Here is a 20,824-nt window from a genome sequence, read left to right on the forward strand (position 1 = left end):
ATTCTCCAAATCTGATGAGCATCACTTGACACTAGTCCTGACAGGCACGAAGATTCGCGCTCACTTTAGATCTGTAGGATCTAGCCTCCCTTTGAACGATGCTGTTGTTCGTGGGAGATTCAAACCCGATGCAGTTGGCGCTGCGTCGGGTTTTTTATTGCCTGATGAAAACCTTTTACATGTGAACCAAGGCAGGAGAAAGCAAGCTAATGCTTCCCCCTGCATTTGCTGCCTTACTGGCAGGCTTCGCAGTCAGGCTCGTCGATCGCGCAGGCCTTCGGCACTGGCGCTGGGCCGGCTGCCTGGACCGGGGCGCTGTCGCCACCGCTGGAAACGGCGTTGAGCTTGCCGGTGTTGATGGTCGACTTCTCGGTGCTGGTTGCGGCCAGGGCACGGAGGTAGTAGGTGGTTTTCAAGCCACGGTACCAAGCCATGCGGTAGGTCACGTCCAGCTTCTTGCCCGAGGCGCCGGCAATGTACAGGTTCAGCGACTGCGCCTGGTCGATCCACTTCTGGCGACGGGAAGCCGCGTCGACAATCCACTTGGTCTCGACTTCGAACGCAGTGGCGTACAGGTCTTTCAGCTCTTGCGGGATACGCTCGATCTGCTGTACCGAACCGTCGTAGTACTTCAGGTCGTTGATCATGACCGAGTCCCACAGGTCGCGGGCCTTGAGGTCGCGAACCAGATACGGGTTGATCACGGTGAATTCGCCCGACAGGTTCGATTTCACGTACAGGTTCTGGTAGGTAGGCTCGATCGACTGCGACACGCCAGTGATGTTGGCGATGGTCGCGGTTGGCGCGATGGCCATGATGTTCGAGTTACGAATACCTTTCTGCACGCGGGCACGTACCGGCGCCCAGTCCAGGGTTTCTTCCAGGTTGACGTCGATGTACTTCTGGCCACGGGCCTCGATCAGGATCTGTTGCGAATCCAGCGGCAGGATGCCCTTGGACCACAGCGAACCCTGGAAGGTCTCGTAGGCGCCGCGTTCATCGGCCAGGTCGCAAGAAGCCTGGATGGCGTAGTAGCTGACCGCTTCCATCGACTTGTCGGCAAACTCGACGGCAGCATCGGAGCCGTAAGGAATGTGCTGCAGGTACAGCGCATCCTGGAAGCCCATGATGCCCAGGCCGACCGGACGGTGCTTGAAGTTCGAGTTACGCGCTTGCGGCACCGAGTAGTAGTTGATGTCGATCACGTTGTCGAGCATGCGCACGGCGGTGTTCACGGTACGCTGCAGCTTGGCAGTGTCCAGCTTGCCGTCGACGATGTGGTTCGGCAGGTTGATCGAGCCCAGGTTGCAGACTGCGATCTCGTCCTTGTTGGTGTTCAGGGTGATTTCGGTGCACAGGTTCGAGCTGTGGACCACGCCCACGTGCTGCTGCGGCGAACGCAGGTTGCACGGGTCCTTGAAGGTCAGCCATGGGTGGCCGGTCTCGAACAGCATCGACAGCATCTTGCGCCACAGGTCTTTGGCCTGGATGGTCTTGAACACCTTGATCTTGTTGTACTCGGTCAGGGCTTCGTAGTACTCGTAGCGCTCTTCGAAGGCCTTGCCGGTCAGGTCGTGCAGGTCTGGCACTTCCGAAGGCGAGAACAGGGTCCACTTGCCGTCATCGAAGACACGCTTCATGAACAGGTCAGGGATCCAGTTGGCGGTGTTCATGTCGTGGGTACGACGGCGGTCATCACCGGTGTTCTTGCGCAGCTCGATGAATTCTTCGATGTCCAGGTGCCAGGTTTCCAGGTAGGCACATACAGCGCCTTTGCGCTTGCCACCCTGGTTCACGGCAACGGCGGTGTCGTTGACCACTTTCAGGAACGGGACGACGCCCTGGGATTTACCGTTGGTGCCCTTGATGTACGAGCCCAGTGCACGGACCGGGGTCCAGTCGTTGCCCAGGCCACCAGCGAATTTCGACAGCATGGCGTTGTCGTGGATCGCGTGGTAGATGCCCGACAGGTCGTCCGGCACGGTGGTCAGGTAGCAGCTGGACAGCTGCGGGCGCAGGGTACCGGCGTTGAACAGGGTCGGGGTCGAGGCCATGTAGTCGAACGACGACAACAGGTTGTAGAACTCGATCGCACGGGCTTCCTTGTCTTTCTCTTCCAGCGCCAGGCCCATGGCCACACGCATGAAGAACACCTGCGGCAGCTCGAAGCGCACGCCATCCTTGTGGATGAAGTAGCGGTCGTAAAGGGTCTGCAGGCCCAGGTAGGTGAACTGCTGGTCACGCTCGTGGTTGATTGCCTTGCCCAGTTTTTCCAGGTCGAAGTCGGCCAGGGCCGGGTTCAGCAGCTCGAACTCGATACCTTTGGCGACGTAGGCCGGCAGGGCCTTGGCATACAGGTCGGCCATCTCGTGGTGGGTGGCGCTGTCGGCGACGTTCAGGAAGCCCAGGCCTTCGGCGCGCAGGGTGTCCATGAGCAGGCGGGCGGTAACGAACGAGTAGTTCGGCTCGCGCTCTACCAGGGTACGGGCGGTCATCACCAGGGCGGTGTTGACGTCCTTGATGGCAACGCCGTCGTACAGGTTTTTCAGGGTTTCGCGCTGGATCAGGTCGCCATCGACTTCGGCCAGGCCTTCGCAGGCTTCGCTGATGATGGTGTTCAGGCGGGCCATGTCGAGCGGCGCCAGGCTGCCGTCGGCCAGGGTGATGCGGATGCTTGGGTGCGGCTCGACCACGGCGTCGGTGTTGGCGCGGGTGGCGCGTTCCTTGGCGCGCTGGTCGCGGTAGATCACGTAGTCACGGGCAACTTTCTGCTCGCCGGCACGCATCAGGGCCAGTTCGACCTGGTCCTGGATTTCTTCGATGTGGATGGTGCCACCCGATGGCATGCGACGCTTGAACGTGGCGGTAACCTGCTCGGTCAGGCGCGCGACGGTGTCGTGGATGCGCGACGAAGCGGCGGCGGTGCCGCCTTCAACTGCGAGGAACGCCTTGGTGATGGCAACGGTGATCTTGTCGTCGGTGTAAGGGACGACAGTGCCGTTACGCTTGATCACGCGCAGTTGGCCGGGGGCGGTGGCAGCCAGATCCTGGTTGGAATCGGCGGCCTGCGGCACCTGGGCCTGCGGGTTCTCGCGAGTTGTGTCGGTTTGCATGGGTGGGTGTCTCCACAGTTTCTATATTGTTCAGGCGCCTTATGGGCGCCCACCGTTCCGTCCACTTGCTCGATAACCTCGCGGGGATGCGCAATGCATGCGCATCCGCCCGCGCGGGCGTACCGACTTCGGGACAGACTCAGGAATAAGGGGCAATGGCTTGCCGCTCCCTGGCCGAAGTCAAAGGTTCTGGGCCGAGCCCAAAAACTGTTGCTGATGGGTGCCAGGCCTGGCCTGCAACACCCATGCCCGAACAACGCCCTGAAAGAGCTTGCCTCGGTCGCCTCCGCAGGAGCGGTTTGGCTGCTGAAATCACCTGAAGTTCCACCCGAAAAATCGCTTGATCTTGCGGGTTGACTTTTGTGTGTGATTTTGCACGAACCCCTATATCTAGTGGTTCGCTGCGATCGGGATACAAGATAATGCGGTATTGGGGGCTTTGCAAGGCGAGCGCCTGTGGATAAGTTGTGTGTACTTTGTGAGTGAATGGTGGGTATTCGCTGTAGGCCTTGTGCCAAGTGGTTTGCAGTATTTTTCTGCACCTTGACGCCCTTGGGCAGTTTTTTTGGGCGCGAAGCCTGTCACAAAAAACGGTTCAGTCGAGGGGCGGTAGGGCGTGTCTGAAGATCTGGGGTGCCTGGGAGATCGAGCACCGCCCGCGGGGCGCTCGGTCTCGCAGGGCCCCCCATCTACATTCATACTCTCAGCTGCCCTGACACGATCCCAAGAACAACAAGGCCAAAGCCATGGACCACCCCATACCCCGCATCCTCATCGTCGAAGACGATCAGCGCCTCGCCGAACTCACCGCCGAATACCTGCAGGCCAATGGTTTCGAGGTCGCGGTGGAGGCCGATGGCGCCCGTGCCGCGAGGCGCATCATCGACAGCCAGCCCGACCTGGTGATCCTCGACCTGATGCTCCCCGGCGAGGACGGCCTGAGCATCTGCCGCCGGGTGCGCAGCCAGTACCAGGGGCCGATCCTCATGCTCACCGCGCGCAGCGATGAACTCGACCAGGTTCAGGGCCTGGACCTGGGCGCCGACGACTACGTCTGCAAACCCGTGCGCCCACGCTTGCTGCTGGCGCGTATCCAGGCCCTGCTGCGCCGCAGCGAAACCGTGGACAGCAAGCGCCAGGACCTGGCCTTCGGTGCGCTGCGTATCGACAACCGCCTGCGTGAGGCGCACCTGGGCGAGCAGTTGATCGAACTGACCGGCGCCGAATTCGATCTGCTCTGGCTGTTGGCCAGCAACGCTGGCCGGGTGCTGACCCGTGAACAGATCTTCACTGCACTGCGTGGCGTGGGCTACGACGGCCAGGACCGCTCCATCGATATCCGCATCTCGAAAATCCGCCCCAAGATCGGCGACGACCCGCTTCAGCCGCGGTTGATCAAGACCCTGCGCAGCAAAGGCTACCTGTTCGTTGGCGAGGCACCATGAACAATTCGATCTTCCTGCGCATCTACGGCGGCATGCTGGCCGTGCTGGTGCTGGTGGCCCTGCTTGGCGTGCTCAGCCTGCACCTGGTCAACGAAGTGCGCGCTGCCCAGCATCGCGAGGGCCTGGCCCAGGGCACCTTCAGCCTGATGGCCGACAACCTGGCAATGCAGAATGAAACCCAACGCAAGCGTTCGCTGCTGATCTGGGAACGCCTGCTTGGCGTGCCGTTGGCGCTGCAACCGATGAGCGCACGCAGCCTTGACGGTGGCCAGCGGGCGCGCCTGTACCGTGGCCTGGTGGTGGTCGAGAAAATTGGCCCGCATGCGGCGCAAGTGCTACGCAAGGTGGGCCAGGAAGACCTGATGCTGGTCGCGCAGATCAAACAGATCAGCGAGCAGTTGGCGCGGGCCACCCTCTATCTATTGGCCGACGAACTGGTGCGCTACCCGGTAACCGAACAGCAGCAGCGCCTGGCACAGATCAAGCACGAAAAGGGCTTCGGCTTTGGCGTTGCTTTGCAACGTATCGAGCGGGTCAGCCTGGACGATGACCAGCGGCGCCGCGTGGAGGAGGGCGACACGGTGATGGCGCTGGGCAAGGATGGTGACTCGATCCGGGTGTTCGCCGGGCTGACGGGCTCGCCATGGGTACTGGAAATTGGCCCGCTGTACCAGCTCAACCCTTACCCGCCGCAGTTGCTGATCCTGATTGCCTTCCTGGGTCTGTGCCTGATTGGCCTGGTGGTCTACCTGCTGGTGCGTCAGCTGGAACGTCGTGTGTCCGGCCTGGAGATTGCTGCCACGCGCATCGCCCAGGGCAGCCTGGATACCCGCGTGCCGGCCGGCGACGCCGACTCGGTAGGGCGCCTGGCGGCTGCCTTCAATGGCATGGCCGAGCACCTGCAGCGCTCGCTGACCATGCAGCGTGAGCTGGTGCGAGCGGTGTCCCACGAGCTTCGCACGCCGGTGGCGCGCCTGCGCTTTGGCCTGGAGATGATCGAAAGCGCCACGACTGAACAGGTGCGGGCAAAGCACCTGGCGGGCATGGACGGGGATATCCAGGACCTCGACAAGCTGGTCGACGAGATGCTGACCTACGCCCGCCTGGAGCAGGGCGCACCGGCCTTGAAGTTCCAGCGGGTCGATCTGGATGCCTTGCTCGATCGGGTGATCGAAGAGCTGGCACCTTTGCGTGCCGAGGTGCGGGTGGTGCGCGGCGACTGTCAGGGCGCGGATGCCGAAGGCGCCTGGGTCGAGGCCGAGCCGCGCTACTTGCACCGGGCCCTGCAGAACCTTGTCGGCAATGCCATGCGCCATGCCGAGAGCGAAGTGCGCCTAAGCTATCAGCTGGGCCAGCAACGTTGCCGCATCGATGTGGAGGATGACGGCCCAGGGATCCCCGAGGGCTTCTGGGACCGCATTTTCACGCCCTTCACCCGCCTCGATGACAGCCGCACCCGTGCCTCGGGCGGGCATGGCCTGGGCCTGTCGATCGTACGGCGGATCATCTACTGGCACGCGGGCCGGGCCACGGTGGGCCGCAGCGAGGCGTTGGGCGGTGCCTGCTTCAGCCTGAACTGGCCAAGGCAGCAGGCACCGCTGTGAAGGTCAGACGCTGACCAGGCTCAGCAGGTGGCCGTCCTGCAGGCAGAACTGACCTTGCAGCTCTGCGCCTTGCTGCCACCGCGGTGACAGGTCGGTGAGCAGGCGCAAGCGCGCCAGCCCTTCTGCGGACCAGTCGAGCACTTCTGCGTGTTCGAAGTAGAAGCGTTGGCGAGTCAGTGGGTACAGGGTCTTGAACAAGCTTTCCTTCAGCGAGAACGTCAGGGTGACCGTAAGCCCAAGCTGGCGGCGGTCCAGGCGCTCCAACTCTGCCGGGGTAAGGATTTCGCCCATCAGCCGCTCGGCGCGCGCGTCATCCAGCAAGGCTTCCTGATCCAGGCCCAGACCTTGGCAGCTGTTTTCGCCGGCGACCACCGCGGCGGCCCAGCCCTTGCCGTGTGTGATCGAGCCATGAATACCGGCGGGCCAGATGGGCGAGCGGTCTTCGTGGGTGCCGGGCACGTAGTCGCGGCCGTCCAGGTGCTGGAGCGCGGCGCGGGCACATACGCGGCCGGCCAGGTACTCGGCCTGGCGCTTGGGCACCGAGCGCAGCAGGCTGGCGCTGGGCAGTACGCCAGCGCGCTGGAAGTCGTCGGCGGCCAAGTGGGCAGGGTCGAAGGCGCAACTGACCAGCACCGCGCCGGGCAATGGGCGGGGCAGGGGCCAGTGGTGCTGGAGCGGGGCGCAACAGGCAGGAAGTGTGTTCATGGCGGTTATTGTGCCAGCTGTGCAGGCGCTGAGGGAGGTGGCGTGGCAGGATGACTTACCGCAGCCATGAAAACATGGCGCAGATCACAGCGTGATCCGTGTGCGGGTTTACCCGCGAAGCATACACCGCGGTGGATGGCACGGGCTTCGCCCGTGTTCGCGGGCAAGCCCGCTCCCACAGGGAAGGCGCCAGCTTTTAGAAATTGAGCAAGACAGTTGCTCCCACAACGATTGCACAATCTTTTATTTGAACACCTTCTTGAAGAACGCCTGCATATCCGCCCAGGAACGCTCGTCCGCGGCCTTGTTATAGCCAATGTCCGGCCCCCCATGTTCACCGTGGCTCAGCCGATCGGCATCGGGGTTGGTGAACCCGTGCTTGGCCCCTTCAATACTGACGAACTGGTAGTTGACCTTGGCCGCATCCATCTCGGCCTTGAACGCCTCCACCTGCTGTGGGGTGATCATGCTGTCCGCTGCACCATGCTCGACCAGGATATCGGCCCGCACCACGCCAGGTTTTGCCGGGGTCTGGGTGGCCAGTGCGCCATGGAAGCTCACCACGCCATCGAGCTTTTCTCCCCGGCGTGCGGCATCGAGCACCACCTTGCCGCCAAAACAGTAGCCGACAGCGCCCAGTTGATGCTTGTTCACATTCGGCTGCTTTTTCAACAACTCCAGGCCCGCGTCGAAGCGTGCTGCTGCTGCGGCCGGGTCCTTCATCGCTGCGGCCATGAATGCCTGGGCATCCTGCGGATGCTCGGTGTGCTTGCCATCGCCGTACATGTCGATGGCCAGTGCCTTGTAGCCCAGGGCGGCAAGATCTCTCGCACGACGCTTGGCATAGTCGTTCAGGCCCCACCATTCATGCACCACAACGATGCCTGGGCGTTTGCCGTCCAGCGCGTCATCGTAGGCGTAGTAGCCGACGAGGCGGTTGCCATCGTCGTCCTGATAAGGAATTTCACGGGTCACTACCGCCGCTTGGGCGAGGGCGGCGCTGCACATCAGGGTCAGGGCCAGCAGGGCTCGCATGTTCACAACTCCTTGTTTTGCTATCGATTCGTTCAGCCGGGGTTCAGCCAGGGTTCAGTCGCGGTTCAGGGTGCCCTGATTACTCTAGCTTCCAGACCGAAACAGCGCACCCAACTGGAGTACCCAGCCATGAAAACCTTCAATACCCTGCTTGCCGCCATGGCCGTCTGTGCCGCTGGCATTACCACCGCCCAGGCCGCGGACGACAACTTCGCCAGCCTCACCTACGGCCAGACCAGCGACAAAGTTCGCAAGTCCGGCCTGCTGCAACGCAACACCGATCAGCTCAATGCCGACGGTATCATCGGCAAGGACGATACCTGGGGTGTGCGTCTGGGCAAGATCAACGACCAGGGCCGCTACTACATGACCTATGACAATGTCTCTGGCGACCACAGTGGCCTGAAGTTGCGCCAGGAAAACCTGCTTGGCAGCTACGACTTGTTCCTGCCGGTGGGCGATACCACCAAGCTGTTCGGTGGTGGCAGCCTGGGTGTGACCAAGCTGACCCAGGACTCGCCTGGCGCCAGCCGGGACACTGACTACGGTTATGCCTACGGCTTGCAGGCCGGTGTGATCCAGGACATCACCGACAAGGCCTCGGTCGAACTGGGCTACCGTTACCTGCGCACCAATGCCGCGACCGAGGTGGGCGCGCATGGCGGGCCGAAGGATGGCACCCTGCGCCTGACCAGCAGCGCGCAGACCTACCTGGCAGCAAGTTACAAGTTCTGACGAACGAGCCGCGTTATCCTGTACCGGCCTTCGCGGGCACGCCCGCTCCCACAGGTACTGCACAAACCGCTGAAACTGTGCAGTACCTTTGGCTTGTGCAGGTGCTGCACACGTTTCAGAGACTGTGCGATTGCTGTGGGAGCAGGCATGCCCGCGAATAGGCCGGTACAGGCAATACACATAAGGAGCTGCACATGAAACTGCTGGTGGTCGAGGACGAAGCCCTGCTTCGCCATCACCTCTACACCCGCCTGGGCGAAAGCGGCCATGTGGTCGAGGCGGTCGCTGATGCCGAAGAGGCGCTGTACCAGGCCGAGCAGTACCATTTCGACCTTGCCATCATCGATCTGGGCCTGCCCGGTATCAGCGGCCTGGAGCTGATCACGCGGCTGCGCAGCCAGGACAAGACCTTCCCCATTCTCATCCTCACAGCCCGTGGCAACTGGCAAGACAAGGTCGAGGGCCTGGCCGCCGGTGCCGACGACTATCTGGTCAAGCCGTTCCAGTTCGAGGAGCTTGAAGCACGGCTCAATGCCCTGTTACGCCGCTCCAGTGGTTTCATCCAGTCGACCATCACCGCTGGCCCCTTGGTACTTGACCTCAACCGCAAGCAGGCCACCCTCGACGAACACGCCTTGGCCCTGACTGCCTACGAATACCGCATCCTCGAATACCTCATGCGCCATCACCAGCAGGTGGTGGCCAAGGATCGCCTGATGGAACAGTTGTACCCAGGTGACGAAGAGCGCGACCCCAATGTCATCGAAGTGCTGGTTGGCCGCCTGCGCCGCAAGCTTGAAGGCGAGCGCGGCTTCAAACCCATCGACACGGTGCGCGGCCTGGGCTACCTGTTCACCGAGCGCTGCCGATGATCCGCTCGCTGCGGGTGCGCCTGATGCTGGCCGCCGCAGTGTTGGCGCTGCTGTTCATGCTGGCGCTGCTGCCGGCCTTGCAGAAGGCCTTCAGCCTGGCTCTGCAGGAGTCGATCGAGCAGCGTCTGGCCTCGGATGTGACCACGCTGATTTCCGCTGCGCGTATCGAGCATGGCCAGCTGCAGATGCCGACACTGCTGCCGGACGAGCGTTACAACCTGCCCTACACAGGCCTGCTCGGCTATATCTTTGACCGCGACGGCAAACTGGTCTGGCAGTCGCGTGCCACCGCCGACCGGCACATCAACTACCAGCCGCGCTATGACGGGCGCGGCAACGAGTTCGACCGCATTCACCAGTCCGATGGCGAAGAGTTCTTCGTGTACGACGTCGAGATCAAGCTGTTGGGTGGGCAGAGTGCCGCCTACAGCATTGTCGCTCTGCAGCCTGTGAGCGAGTACAAGGCCACCCTCAATGGCCTGCGCGAAAAGCTCTACCTGGGGTTCGGCGCTGCATTGCTGGCGCTCATGGTGTTGTTGTGGGCAGGCCTGACCTGGGGGCTGCGCTCGTTGCGACGCCTCAGCCACGAACTGGATGAAGTGGAATCAGGTGCACGTGACGGTCTGAGCGGTGAGCACCCACGCGAGTTGCTGCGCCTGACCCGCTCGCTCAACCGTCTGTTGCGCAGTGAGCGTGAGCAGCGCACGCGCTACCGTGATTCGCTGGACGACCTGGCGCACAGCCTGAAGACGCCGCTGGCGGTGTTGCAGGGGGTGGGTGAAAGCTTGCAGCAGCGCAGCGGCGAGCGCGAGCAGGCGCGGGTGCTGCAAAGCCAGATCGAGCGCATGAGCCAGCAGATCGACTACCAGCTGCAACGCGCCAGCCTGCGCAAGAGTGGCCTGGTCCGCCACAGCGTATTGCTGCGGCCGTTGCTCGACAGCCTGTGCAGCACCTTGGCCAAGGTTTACCGGGAAAAACGTGTGAACGTGGTGCTGGAGTTGCCGGACGCGGCGCAGGTGCCGATGGAGCAGGGCGCGTTGCTGGAAATGCTCGGCAACCTGCTGGAGAACGCCTACCGGCTGAGCCTGGGCCAAGTGCGGGTGAGCCTGGTGAAGGCGCCGGGGTATCTGACCTTGTGCATCGAGGACGACGGGCCGGGCGTGCCCGCCGACCAGCGTGAACGCATTCTGGAGCGTGGGGAGCGGCTGGACAGCCAGCACCCGGGGCAGGGCATAGGCTTGGCCGTGGTCAAGGATATCGTCGACAGCTATGACGCCGAGCTGAGCCTTGGCGATTCGCCGCTGGGGGGCGCTGCGTTCAGGATCACCTTCAACCTGGATTGATCCCTAGCCTGTGCCGGCCCATTCGCAGGTCAATCCGCGAATGGGGGCACAGGCAATCCACAAAGGGCGGATTTCCGCCATTCCTCCTTGTACAAATTCCGCCATCGGGCGGAAATCCGCCAATCCGTCTCGGGAATATCGCCCTGTCGTTGGGCATTTATTCCTAGCAAATACGGGCTTTGCACCCTTCATGGGCATTTTGGCACCACCCTTGCTATTGATCCTCGCAGAGGCCTGCCCAGGCAGCTCGAACACAACGACAAATCCCTCCAAGTGCAGGAGGGTTAGCGATTCAGGTGCCCCCATCACCCTGGGAAGGGTGAACCGGCACACTTGAGGAAAATTAGCCATGACGACACGTCAGCCGCTGTACAAATCCCTGTATGTCCAGGTGTTGGTCGCCATCACCATCGGCATCCTGCTCGGCCACTACTACCCGGAAACGGGCGTTGCCCTCAAACCCCTGGGTGACGGCTTCGTCAAACTGATCAAGATGGTCATCGCCCCGATCATCTTCTGTACCGTGGTCAGCGGCATTGCCGGCATGCAGAGCATGAAGTCGGTCGGCAAAACCGGCGGCTACGCGTTGCTGTACTTCGAAATCGTCTCCACCATCGCCCTGATCATCGGCCTCGTCGTCGTCAACGTGGTCAAGCCAGGCGCTGGCATGCACATCGACGTCAGCACCCTGAACGCCAGCAGCGTGGCTGCCTACGCCGCCGCCGGCGCGCAGCAGACTACCGTCGGCTTCCTGCTTAACGTCATCCCCAATACGGTCGTCGGCGCCTTCGCCAACGGCGATATCCTGCAAGTGCTGATGTTCTCGGTGCTGTTCGGCTTCGCCCTGCACCGCCTGGGCAGCTACGGCAAGCCGGTACTGGACATGATCGACCGCTTCGCCCACGTCATGTTCAACATCATCAACATGATCATGAAGCTGGCCCCGATCGGCGCTTTCGGCGCCATGGCCTTCACCATCGGCCAGTACGGTGTTGGCTCGCTGGTGCAGCTGGGCTACCTGATGGCCTGCTTCTACATCACCTGCCTGCTGTTCGTGCTGGTGGTGCTGGGCGGTATCTGCCGTGCCCACGGCTTCAGCGTGATCAAGCTGATCCGCTACATCCGTGAAGAACTGCTGATCGTGCTGGGTACTTCGTCCTCGGAGTCGGCCCTGCCACGCATGCTGGCCAAGATGGAGCGCCTGGGTGCCAAGAAATCGGTAGTGGGCCTGGTTATCCCGACTGGTTACTCGTTCAACCTGGACGGTACCTCGATCTACCTGACCATGGCTGCGGTGTTCATCGCTCAGGCCACTGACACCACCATGGACATCACTCACCAGATCACCCTGCTGCTGGTGCTGCTGGTGGCTTCCAAGGGTGCTGCCGGCGTTACCGGCTCGGGCTTCATCGTGCTGGCGGCGACCCTGTCGGCTGTTGGCCACCTGCCGGTTGCCGGCCTGGCGCTGATCCTTGGCATCGACCGCTTCATGTCCGAAGCCCGCGCCCTGACCAACCTGGTGGGCAACGCCGTTGCCACCGTGGTAGTGGCCAAGTGGGTCAAGGAAATGGACAACGACAAGCTGGCTTCGGAACTGGCCTCCGGTGGTGCGCCGCTGGTCGATACCCGCCCGACGGACGACCTGGGCGTGGCTGAAGGCCCGGCTCGTTGATAGCGGGTTGAAATGAGAAAGGCGACCCAAGGTCGCCTTTTTCGTGTCTGCGCGCTCCCACACAGGGCGATGCGGTGGCCCTCAGCCCAGTACCACCTCCATCACCCGGATGACGTCCGGCTGTGGGTAATGCCACCTTACTTGCACATCCCAGAACTTCACCCCGTACACCCGCTCGGACGGTGGTATCTGGTAGGCCGGCCGTGGGTCCTGCGCCAGGCATTGCTCGATCAGTTGCACCAGCGGCTCATTCAAACGCAGCGCATGCTCGCGGGCCTGGATCAGGGCGTTGTCCGCCCACTGCACGGCAATTGCCACAGGCGCTGCATTGGCCATCTGGTTGCTGGCGCCAGCGACGCTGTCGGCATAGGGCACATACGGCTTGATGTCCAGCACCGGCGTGCCGTCGAGCAGGTCGATCCCGGACAGCAGCAGGCGCCCGGGCTCCACGCCCTCCAGGCGTACCACCGACTGGCCGATGCCGTTGGGCCGGTGGGTGGCGCGGGTGGCGAACACCCCCATGCTCTTGTTGCCGCCAAGACGCGGAGGCCGCACTTTCAGGCGCGGCTTTTCTTCCAGGGCCTGGTGGAACAGGAACAGCAGCCAGACATGGCTGACCTGCTCCAGGCCTTCGACCGCGTCACCTTGATCGAACGGCGGCAACAGTTCGAGTACGCCACGGGCGGCAGGCGCCAGCTGCGGCTGGCGCGGAATGGCGAACTTTTCCTTGAAACAGGAGTGGACGATGCCGACCGGGACAACCGTATGCTGCATGGCCACTCAGCCGCGCACGCGCAGGGTCAGGCCCTTGAGGAAGTTGCGCATCAACTGGTCGCCACACGGGCGGTAGTTGTCGTGGCCAGCCTTACGGAACAGCGCGCTGAGCTCAGGTTTGCTGACCGGGAAGTTGACCGACTTGAGAATCGCGTGCAGGTCGTCTTCCTTGAGCTCAAAGGCCACACGCAGCTTCTTGAGGATCAGGTTGTTGGTTACCGGCAGCTCGATCGGCTGCTGCGGGCGGCTATCGTCTTTGCCTCGGCGGTAGATCACCAGGCCGTCAAGGAAGTGCGCCATCACCCGTTCCGGGCAGCGCACGAAGCCTTCCTCTTCTTCTTTTTTCAGGTAGGTGGCCAGCACCAGAGGATGCACTTCGAGGCCAGAGAGCCCGATGATCTCGGCCATCTTGGCGTCGTTCACCTTGAGCATGTAGCGCAGGCTGCGCAGGACGTCGTTGTGGTTCATTGCAGCAGAATCCTGTTCAGGTGCCGCGCGTTCCGGCGCGGCGTATTGCTTAGAAACGTTCGGAGGTAGCCAGGTAACGCCATTGGCCCAAGGGCAGCTTGCCCATCGACACACCACCCAGGCGAATGCGTCGCATGCTTAAAAGCTCCAGGCGCAGGTAGGCGCATAGCTCGGAAATCTGCCCTGGTTGTGGGTTTTTCAACACCATGCGCAGGTGTGTCTCGTTCTGCCAGCTGGCCTTGGCCTTGGGCAACTCGCGGTCATTGCGCATGGCCCCACGCGCCAGGCGTTCCAGCGCCTGGGGGGTGGTTTCGCCGCGCACTTCAATGATGAACTCTTGCTCCAGGCGACGCAGGTCGGCCTCGATCTTGCGGGATACCCGCCAGTCCTGGGTAAACACCTGCAGGCCGCTGGCGCCCCGCTCCAGCGGTGCCACGCAGGCCTGCCGGGCAAAATGCCCGTGCAGGGCGCGCACGCCTTCGCGGTGGGCCTCGCTAAGGCTGCCCATGTTCATGCTGGCGCGGGCGTCTTCACTGTCCATGCCGGCTGGCTGGTTCAGCAGCAGGGTCACCGGCTCCAGGGTTTCGGCACGGGCGCCCGGCAGCAGTTCGACGCGCTGCTGCTCAACCTTGAACTGCGGCTGCTCGACCACCACGCCATCGACCGTTACCCAGCCTCCTTCAATGTACTGCTCGGCCTCGCGGCGGGAGCAGCCGAGCTGCTCGATGAGGCGTTTGGACAGGCGGACGGGTTCGGACATGGGGCAATTCGCAAGGCAGGGAAAGGCCTCCATTGTACCTGCCTGCAAGCGGTAGATGATGGGAATCTGTGTCAGATGCGCCATTTTGGACACATAGCGCGGCACATTCAGGCGCCGCCTCAAGGCACTGTGCGCATTAGCCTCATGTGCAGCAGAGGATAGGGCTGGCCCAGGCCGTCGGTTTCCGAACGGCCGATGACCTCGAAACCCTCATGCAGGTAGAAGCCCAGCGCTTTCGGGTTCTGTTCGTTGACGTCAAGGTACTCGGCATTCAGCTCATTGATGGCATAGCGCAGCAGGCGCTTGCCTACCCCTTGGCCGCGGTAGCCAGGTGCGACGAACAGCATGTCCACCCGCCCGTTGGCGACACCGGCGAAACCACAGATGCGCTGGCGGTCCTTGCAGCAGATCAGCATCACTGCGTCGAGGTAGCGGCGCAGCACATGTTCGCGCAGTAGCAGGATATAACCCTCTGGCAGAAAGTCGTGGGTGGCGCGTACTGAATCCTCCCACACCTGTACCAGCTCGCTGTAGTCGCACAAGCGCGGGGTTTGCAGCGTCAGTAGCGCAGCCATGCCGGTGTTCCTCTGGGGCGATAGGGAAAACATAGCAGGCCAACCACCGGTCGGCTTGTTCGCTTAGCGCTTGAGACCTGAGGGGTGACGGTCTATTAATTAAGCGTGGGAAAAAATCCCACGTAAATATAAGTTCAATCTGAAGCAAGATTACTGACTGATTTGGCGTTCTCGTGGCGAAGACCTGGAGACGGACTATGCAAATCCACCTGCTGTTCAAGAAGGCTTTACTCGCGGCTGCTGTAGCTGGCGTGTTGTCGATGTCCATTGCCTTGATCCCTGACTCGATTTCTCATGGCTCCAGTGCCTACGCTAAAGATGGCGGTGGCGGTGGCGGTGGCGGTGGCGGTGGAAGTGGCGGTGGCGGTGGCCACGGTGGTGGTGGAAGTGGTGGCGGCGGTGGCCATGGTGGCGGAAGCGGAAGTGGTGGCCACGGCAGCGGCGGTGACGGTGGTGGCCATGCCGGCAACAGCGGCAGTGGCCACGACGGTAATTCAAACGCTGGGCGCAGCAGCAACCATGCTGAAGCGGGTGACGATCATGGCAATCACGCGGGGGGGGAACCCGGGGATGATCATGGTAATCATGTCGGCGGTGAGCCTGGCGATGATCACGGCAATCATGTTGGTGGTGAACCTGGTGACGATCACGGCAACCATGTGGGTGGCGAACCGGGTGATGACCACGGTGTTCATGCCGGCGGCGAGGCCGGGGATGACAACAGCAGAAGCTGATTGGCGCTGACCCGAAGTGGCCCATACAAAACCCAGCGGACGGGTTTTGTATGAGCAGGTTCTGGCCTGTCTTGCCTTTATCACGTCATTTCCAATGAGCGCTGACAGCTTTTTCCTCGTCCATGCCGGGATATGATTGCGGTTTGCGTGGGATTAATTCCCGCGTCTTATACTGGGTGCCTCTGTCAAGGAATGCCCTCGATGCAATCGCCTGTCTTACCCCCGTCGATGCTGAGTGCGCTGCGGCGTGTGATGCGCCCGCTGGTGCGCCTGATGCTGCGCAAAGGGGTTACCTACACGATGTTCACCGACCTGCTCAAGGAGGTGTTCGTCGATGTGGCCCATCGCGAGTTTCGCCTGAACGACACCGCGCCAACCGATAGCCGCATCAGCCTGCTTACCGGCGTACATCGTAAAGATGTCCGGCGGCTGCGTAATGAGGGTGACACTGCAATTGCGGCCCTGCCGGATAACATCACGCTAGGTGCACAGTTGGTCAATGTATGGACCAACACCCCACCATTCTGCTCGGCACCCGGCCAGGCGAGGGCGCTTGCGCGGCTAGCCAGTGTGGGTGGCGATTGCTCATTCGACGCCCTGGTCGCCAAGGTCAGCACCGATATCCGCGGCCGGGTGGTGTTGGACGAATGGTTGCGCCTGGGCGTCGTGCGGCTCGATGAGCAGGATTGCGTGCACTTGGAAGCCCATGCATTCGTGCCACAGAAGGGTTTTGATGAAAAGGCTGCGTACTTCGGCCACAACCTGCATGACCATGCCTGTGCGGCGGTGCACAACCTCAGCGGCGAAGGCCCGCCATTTTTTGAGCGTAGCGTGCACTACGATGCCTTGAGCCCGGCCAGCGTCGAGCATTTGCGAGATGTGGTAGCCAAGGATGGCATGCATACACTACTTGCCTTCAGCCGGCTTGCAGCAGCGTTGGAGAGTGCTGATGAGCCCGGTATCGAACAACGTCAGCGCATCACTGTCGGGCTTTATTTCTACACTGAAGCTACCGATTCCGATCCGTCGAAGATACCCGGCCCATGACACTTCCTGTGCGCTACCTCAGTGCTGTCATGTTTGCCCTGGTTTTCGGGTGGAACCTGATGGCCCCGGCCGAGGTGGCCGCAGCGCCGGTGTGTGTCAGTCGTGACGAGATGGGTATGGCCGGTGCCGCAGGCCTGCAGTTCCCCGGTGGCATAGGCGGCACCGGTGTGCGCAATGAAAATGGCGGCGTCGGTGGCACCGGTGCCCCAGTCCAGCAACGTCCGGGTGGTACAGGCGGCACAGGCGCGGTGGCGGAGGGTGTGGACGGCACCTACTTTGATCAGCGCCACGGTGATGTAGGTGGTACCGGTACGCCGATCCTGCGCCCGGGTGGTACTGGGGGTACAGGCATCGTCGGTACCATCACCGGCTTCGCCTCGATCTGCGTCAATGGCATGGAAGTGCACTATGGCAAGGACGTACCGGTGAGTGAAAACGGTGCGCCTGCCAGCAGTGGTCACCTGGCGATCGGGCAGGTGGTGGCGGTGGAGGCATTCGCCACCCAGCGCGGCCTGCAAGCGGGGCGCATTTCGATCCTCAACGTCTTCGAAGGGCCGTTGACGGCGCTGCCCAATGCCTCGGCCCCGCTGCGGGTCATGGGGCAACCCGTGCGGCTGGCCGCTGGCGCGCGGGTAGCTGAAGGGTTGCGCCCGGGTGAGCCCGTGAGGGTCAGCGGCCTGCGCGATGCCCGGGGAGAAGTCGTGGCGACCCGTATCGAACGGGCACCGGGGTTGAGGGAGGCCAGCGCCATCGGCGCGGTTGATCGCACTGGCAGCCTTCAAGGGTTGAAGTTGGGTACCCGTGTGGCGCCTGCACGTGAGGTGCTGGTGCGCGGCCAGTGGACCGGGCGCCAGCTTGAAGTGGCGCAAACCCGTCCAGACCCGAGCCTGCCTTTTGCTGGTCGTGTCCAGCAGGCGGTGGTTGAAGGGCTGGTACAGCGCACACAAGCTCGGCAGTTGGTGGTTGCAGGTCTCAATGTGACATTGGGGCAGGGCACCGTAATTGTCGGCCGGCAGCCAGCGGCCTTGGCGCTTGATCAACGTGTGCGGGTGAGCGGGGTGCTCAATGGAACTCACGAGCTGCGGGCAACCCGCGTGGAATTCCAGGACGACCGTGTCGACAATCCTGACAGAAGCCAGTCGGGGCACGGAGGTGAGCATGACGGAAGCAGCTCCGGCGGCTCCAGCAGCGGTCATGGCGCAAGCGATGGGGCCAGCGAACGCGATGAAAACAGCAATGATCACAGTGGGCACAGTGCCGTTGACGGCTCCAGTGACCATGGCAGCGGTGACAAGTCGGGAAAGTCGGTACACCTCGACGCATTGGAGCAATCGACGCGCAGCAACAGTGGAAGCTCCGATCGGGTTGAGAAGGTCGAAGTCGAAAACACCGGAAAGGTCGAAAAAGTAGACAAGGTCGAGAAGCCCGAGAAGGTCGAAAAAGTCGAGAAAGTCGAAAAAGTCGAAAAAGTCGAAAAGCCTGAACGGGTCGAAAAGGTCGAAAAGGTCGAGAGAGTCGAAAAGGTGGAGTTACCAGAGAAAGTTGAAAAGGTGGAGAGGCCGGAAAAGGCAGAGACGGTGGAAAAAGTCGAGCATCCAGAGCGATCCGGGCGTTAGCCAACTAGGCTGGGTAAGTCTGGTCATGCTTCCCGAAAGAGTACTGAGTTGCAAATGAGACCCACGCTCCCTCTGTTCGCCTGTTTGCTCTCGTGCACCTGCGTGTCGGCGCTGGCCGATACCTTCAGTGCCGCCATTGGCATGGATTATTCAAGTGGCGACTATGGTACCGGCACCACTTCGGAAATCTGGTATGTGCCGGTGGTCGGCAAGTATGAGAGCGGCCCCATGACCTACAAGGTTACCGTGCCTTGGTTGCGTATCACCAACCCCGAAGTCGGCCCCAATGGTGACCCCTTGCCCGGTGGTTGCCGAGACGTGGAAAGCGGGTTGGGTGACACGGTTGCCAGCGCCGCCTATGCACTGCTCGATGGTCGTGACGGCGGCCTGATGCTGGACCTGATCGGCAAGGTCAAATTCCCTACCGCTGATGAAGACCAGTGCCTGGGCACCGGCCAGTACGACTACACCACCCAGGTCGACATAGCCAAGGGCTTTGGCCCGGTCACCGGTTTCGCGACGCTGGGTTGGAAGAAGTTCGGTGACCCGCCCGATAGCGACTTCGATGACCCGGTATTTGCCAGTCTCGGCTTTGCCCTGCCGGTGGCGGTCGGTACTTCGGCCGGCGCCTCCTACGATTGGCGGCAGAAAGTGGTCTCGACCGGGGCGCAGATCAAGGAGCTTACCCTGTTCCTCACCCACAAGCTCAACCAGCAGTGGAAAGTCCAACTCTATGCAGTCAAAGGCTTCTCGGATGCCAGCCCGGATGCCGAGGGCGGCCTGATGCTGTTTCACACGTTCTGACAAAAAAGCCCCTGCGCCGGTCATTCCCTATGGAGAACGCCGGGGCAGGGGCTTTGCAGGCTTCAGCCGTTTTAGATGGGTTCAGCCCACATGTCGTACTCGTCGGCATCCACCACACGGCAACGCACTTTGTCGCCTGGCTTGAAACCATGGTCGCCATCGATGAACACGCTGCCATCGATTTCCGGTGCATCGAAGAAGCTGCGGCCAACCGAACCTTGTTCCTCGACTTCGTCGATCAGCACGTCGATTTCCTTGCCGATGCGCAATTGCAGGCGGGCAGCACTGATGGCCTGCTGGTGGGCCATGAAGCGGTCCCAGCGCTCTTGCTTGACGTCGTCCGGTACTTCGGCCAGGCCCAGGTCGTTGGCCGGGGCGCCTTCCACCGGCGAGTACTGGAAGCAGCCCACGCGGTCGAGCTGGGCTTCGGTCAGCCAGTCCAGCAGGTACTGGAAGTCTTCCTCGGTCTCGCCCGGGAAGCCGACGATGAAGGTGGAGCGGATCACCAGCTCAGGGCACTGCTCGCGCCAGTTCTTGATGCGCGCCAGGGTGCGGTCTTCGAAGGCCGGGCGCTTCATCGACTTGAGCACTTTCGGGCTGGCGTGCTGGAACGGGATGTCCAGGTACGGCAGGATCTTGCCGGCAGCCATCAGCGGGATCACGTCGTCAACGTTCGGGTAAGGGTACACATAGTGCAGGCGTACCCAGGCGCCCAGGCTGCTCAGTGCTTCGCACAGCTCGAGCATGCGGGTCTTCACCGGGCGGCCGTTCCAGAAGTCGGTCTTGTACTTGACGTCGACGCCGTAGGCGCTGGTGTCCTGGGAAATCACCAGGATTTCCTTCACCCCGGCCTTGACCAGGCGCTCGGCCTCGCTCAGCACTTCACCCACCGGGCGGCTGACCAGCTTGCCGCGCATCGACGGGATGATGCAGAAGCTGCAGCTGTGGTTGCAGCCTTCGGAGATCTTCAGGTAGGCATAGTGGCGCGGGGTCAGCTTGACGCCCTGTGGCGGCACCAGGTCGATCAGCGGGTTGTGGTCCTGACGCGGCGGCACCACTTCGTGAACGGCGTTGACTACCTGCTCGTACTGCTGCGGGCCAGTGACCGACAGCACGCTTGGGTGCACGTCACGGATGCTGCCTTCTTCGACGCCCATGCAGCCGGTGACGATCACCTTGCCGTTTTCCTTGATGGCTTCGCCGATCACTTCCAGCGATTCGGCCTTGGCGCTGTCGATGAAGCCGCAGGTGTTGACCACCACCACGTCGGCGTCCTCGTAGGTGGGTACGACTTCATAGCCTTCCATGCGCAGCTGGGTCAGGATGCGCTCGGAGTCGACCAGGGCTTTTGGGCAACCCAGGCTTACGAAACCTACCTTGGGGGTGGCGGGCGTGGTGGACATGACTAACCTCGGTATTGAATACAGGTCGCCCGGCCGGAATCGGGGGCGAACTTGACGGGCGCTTTTGGCGCCTCTGATCAAAAAGTGCGCAATTCTAGCGAGCGCAAGGGCGCTTGACC

General features: G+C 62.1%; 18 protein-coding genes. 10 read left to right on the forward strand and 8 right to left on the reverse strand.

The genetic code is table 11. The annotated features are described in order from the left end of the window. Positions 1 to 233: 233 nt before the first annotated feature. Entirely contained in the window at positions 234 to 3,113 is a 2,880-nt protein-coding gene (locus I8746_RS20380; RefSeq protein WP_012051455.1) for a ribonucleoside-diphosphate reductase subunit alpha, read from the reverse strand. A 746-nt stretch (positions 3,114 to 3,859) separates the two neighbouring features. Here I8746_RS20380 and I8746_RS20385 point away from each other — a divergent pair. Next, entirely contained in the window at positions 3,860 to 4,558 is a 699-nt protein-coding gene (locus I8746_RS20385) for a response regulator transcription factor (protein WP_004576832.1), read from the forward strand. Further along, positions 4,555 to 6,162 (forward strand): ATP-binding protein, encoded by a 1,608-nt coding sequence (locus tag I8746_RS20390; RefSeq protein ID WP_161775189.1) that lies wholly within the window; start codon positions 4,555 to 4,557, stop codon positions 6,160 to 6,162. The genes I8746_RS20385 and I8746_RS20390 overlap by 4 nt, the downstream gene beginning before the upstream one ends. A 3-nt stretch (positions 6,163 to 6,165) precedes the next feature. Here the strand turns inward: I8746_RS20390 and I8746_RS20395 are convergent, their stop codons facing one another. Both I8746_RS20395 and I8746_RS20400 read right to left on the reverse strand, forming a co-directional pair. Next, entirely contained in the window at positions 6,166 to 6,867 is a 702-nt protein-coding gene (locus I8746_RS20395) for a 4'-phosphopantetheinyl transferase (RefSeq protein ID WP_221101018.1), read from the reverse strand. 243 nt (positions 6,868 to 7,110) lie between these two features. Continuing rightward, a complete protein-coding gene (locus tag I8746_RS20400; RefSeq protein WP_012051458.1) occupies positions 7,111 to 7,902 on the reverse strand; it encodes a dienelactone hydrolase family protein in 792 nt (263 codons plus the stop codon). 129 nt (positions 7,903 to 8,031) lie between these two features. Between I8746_RS20400 and I8746_RS20405 the strand changes: the two genes are divergently transcribed. The 4 genes from I8746_RS20405 (at position 8,032) to I8746_RS20420 (ending at position 12,524) form a co-directional block, all read left to right on the forward strand. Beyond that, positions 8,032 to 8,637, forward strand: a complete 606-nt coding sequence (locus I8746_RS20405; RefSeq protein WP_003254814.1) for an outer membrane beta-barrel protein — start codon at positions 8,032 to 8,034, stop codon at positions 8,635 to 8,637. Positions 8,638 to 8,831: 194 nt separating this feature from the next. Beyond that, complete coding sequence (locus tag I8746_RS20410) at positions 8,832 to 9,509, forward strand: response regulator (RefSeq protein WP_004576835.1); 678 nt, start codon at positions 8,832 to 8,834, stop codon at positions 9,507 to 9,509. After that, a complete protein-coding gene (locus I8746_RS20415; RefSeq protein WP_088513450.1) occupies positions 9,506 to 10,852 on the forward strand; it encodes an ATP-binding protein in 1,347 nt (448 codons plus the stop codon). The genes I8746_RS20410 and I8746_RS20415 overlap by 4 nt, the downstream gene beginning before the upstream one ends. A 349-nt stretch (positions 10,853 to 11,201) precedes the next feature. Next, complete coding sequence (locus tag I8746_RS20420) at positions 11,202 to 12,524, forward strand: dicarboxylate/amino acid:cation symporter (protein WP_003254811.1); 1,323 nt, start codon at positions 11,202 to 11,204, stop codon at positions 12,522 to 12,524. A gap of 81 nt (positions 12,525 to 12,605) precedes the next feature. Here the strand turns inward: I8746_RS20420 and tsaA are convergent, their stop codons facing one another. The 4 genes from tsaA to I8746_RS20440 all read right to left on the reverse strand — a co-directional run bounded on the left by tsaA (position 12,606) and on the right by I8746_RS20440 (position 15,101). Beyond that, complete coding sequence (gene tsaA, locus I8746_RS20425; RefSeq protein WP_004576837.1) at positions 12,606 to 13,298, reverse strand: tRNA (N6-threonylcarbamoyladenosine(37)-N6)-methyltransferase TrmO; 693 nt, start codon at positions 13,296 to 13,298, stop codon at positions 12,606 to 12,608. A gap of 6 nt (positions 13,299 to 13,304) precedes the next feature. Next, entirely contained in the window at positions 13,305 to 13,766 is a 462-nt protein-coding gene (locus tag I8746_RS20430) for a DUF1456 family protein (protein ID WP_003254807.1), read from the reverse strand. Between the two features lie 49 nt (positions 13,767 to 13,815). Then, the gene (locus tag I8746_RS20435) at positions 13,816 to 14,526 is read right to left on the reverse strand and encodes an rRNA pseudouridine synthase (protein ID WP_021783315.1); all 711 of its coding nucleotides are present in this window, start codon (positions 14,524 to 14,526) and stop codon (positions 13,816 to 13,818) included. 119 nt (positions 14,527 to 14,645) lie between these two features. Next, positions 14,646 to 15,101 carry a GNAT family N-acetyltransferase gene (locus I8746_RS20440; protein WP_003254803.1) on the reverse strand — a complete coding sequence of 152 codons (456 nt, stop codon included), beginning with the start codon at positions 15,099 to 15,101 and terminating at the stop codon, positions 14,646 to 14,648. A gap of 294 nt (positions 15,102 to 15,395) precedes the next feature. Here I8746_RS20440 and I8746_RS27370 point away from each other — a divergent pair, with 294 nt between their 5' ends. From I8746_RS27370 to I8746_RS20460, 4 genes are all read left to right on the forward strand, one after another. Then, positions 15,396 to 15,845, forward strand: a complete 450-nt coding sequence (locus tag I8746_RS27370; RefSeq protein WP_409078020.1) for a hypothetical protein — start codon at positions 15,396 to 15,398, stop codon at positions 15,843 to 15,845. 191 nt (positions 15,846 to 16,036) lie between these two features. After that, complete coding sequence (locus I8746_RS20450; RefSeq protein ID WP_221101019.1) at positions 16,037 to 16,882, forward strand: DUF6502 family protein; 846 nt, start codon at positions 16,037 to 16,039, stop codon at positions 16,880 to 16,882. Next, a complete protein-coding gene (locus tag I8746_RS20455) occupies positions 16,879 to 18,498 on the forward strand; it encodes a DUF5666 domain-containing protein (protein WP_221101020.1) in 1,620 nt (539 codons plus the stop codon). The genes I8746_RS20450 and I8746_RS20455 overlap by 4 nt, the downstream gene beginning before the upstream one ends. A 54-nt stretch (positions 18,499 to 18,552) precedes the next feature. Further along, complete coding sequence (locus I8746_RS20460) at positions 18,553 to 19,302, forward strand: hypothetical protein (RefSeq protein ID WP_012051465.1); 750 nt, start codon at positions 18,553 to 18,555, stop codon at positions 19,300 to 19,302. A 71-nt stretch (positions 19,303 to 19,373) separates the two neighbouring features. Here the strand turns inward: I8746_RS20460 and rimO are convergent, their stop codons facing one another. Next, complete coding sequence (gene rimO, locus I8746_RS20465; RefSeq protein ID WP_004576169.1) at positions 19,374 to 20,705, reverse strand: 30S ribosomal protein S12 methylthiotransferase RimO; 1,332 nt, start codon at positions 20,703 to 20,705, stop codon at positions 19,374 to 19,376. Positions 20,706 to 20,824 lie beyond the last annotated feature (119 nt).

Source organism: Pseudomonas sp. USTB-Z, assembly GCF_019691255.1.
In the GTDB taxonomy this organism is placed as follows: Bacteria; Pseudomonadota; Gammaproteobacteria; order Pseudomonadales; family Pseudomonadaceae; genus Aquipseudomonas; species Aquipseudomonas alloputida.

What these genes read in the sequence shown, in the direction of transcription:
- I8746_RS20405 (WP_003254814.1), top strand. Translation starts at nt 8,032, where the DNA reads ATGAAAACCTTCAATACCCTGCTTGCCGCCATGGCCGTCTGTGCCGCT.
- I8746_RS20395 (WP_221101018.1), bottom strand. Translation starts at nt 6,867, where the DNA reads ATGAACACACTTCCTGCCTGTTGCGCCCCGCTCCAGCACCACTGGCCC.
- I8746_RS20415 (WP_088513450.1), top strand. Translation starts at nt 9,506, where the DNA reads ATGATCCGCTCGCTGCGGGTGCGCCTGATGCTGGCCGCCGCAGTGTTG.
- I8746_RS20455 (WP_221101020.1), top strand. Translation starts at nt 16,879, where the DNA reads ATGACACTTCCTGTGCGCTACCTCAGTGCTGTCATGTTTGCCCTGGTT.
- I8746_RS20430 (WP_003254807.1), bottom strand. Translation starts at nt 13,766, where the DNA reads ATGAACCACAACGACGTCCTGCGCAGCCTGCGCTACATGCTCAAGGTG.
- I8746_RS20440 (WP_003254803.1), bottom strand. Translation starts at nt 15,101, where the DNA reads ATGGCTGCGCTACTGACGCTGCAAACCCCGCGCTTGTGCGACTACAGC.
- I8746_RS20460 (WP_012051465.1), top strand. Translation starts at nt 18,553, where the DNA reads ATGAGACCCACGCTCCCTCTGTTCGCCTGTTTGCTCTCGTGCACCTGC.
- I8746_RS27370 (WP_409078020.1), top strand. Translation starts at nt 15,396, where the DNA reads ATGGCTCCAGTGCCTACGCTAAAGATGGCGGTGGCGGTGGCGGTGGCG.
- I8746_RS20390 (WP_161775189.1), top strand. Translation starts at nt 4,555, where the DNA reads ATGAACAATTCGATCTTCCTGCGCATCTACGGCGGCATGCTGGCCGTG.
- I8746_RS20435 (WP_021783315.1), bottom strand. Translation starts at nt 14,526, where the DNA reads ATGTCCGAACCCGTCCGCCTGTCCAAACGCCTCATCGAGCAGCTCGGC.
- I8746_RS20385 (WP_004576832.1), top strand. Translation starts at nt 3,860, where the DNA reads ATGGACCACCCCATACCCCGCATCCTCATCGTCGAAGACGATCAGCGC.
- tsaA (WP_004576837.1), bottom strand. Translation starts at nt 13,298, where the DNA reads ATGCAGCATACGGTTGTCCCGGTCGGCATCGTCCACTCCTGTTTCAAG.
- I8746_RS20420 (WP_003254811.1), top strand. Translation starts at nt 11,202, where the DNA reads ATGACGACACGTCAGCCGCTGTACAAATCCCTGTATGTCCAGGTGTTG.
- I8746_RS20410 (WP_004576835.1), top strand. Translation starts at nt 8,832, where the DNA reads ATGAAACTGCTGGTGGTCGAGGACGAAGCCCTGCTTCGCCATCACCTC.
- I8746_RS20450 (WP_221101019.1), top strand. Translation starts at nt 16,037, where the DNA reads ATGCAATCGCCTGTCTTACCCCCGTCGATGCTGAGTGCGCTGCGGCGT.
- I8746_RS20380 (WP_012051455.1), bottom strand. Translation starts at nt 3,113, where the DNA reads ATGCAAACCGACACAACTCGCGAGAACCCGCAGGCCCAGGTGCCGCAG.
- rimO (WP_004576169.1), bottom strand. Translation starts at nt 20,705, where the DNA reads ATGTCCACCACGCCCGCCACCCCCAAGGTAGGTTTCGTAAGCCTGGGT.
- I8746_RS20400 (WP_012051458.1), bottom strand. Translation starts at nt 7,902, where the DNA reads ATGCGAGCCCTGCTGGCCCTGACCCTGATGTGCAGCGCCGCCCTCGCC.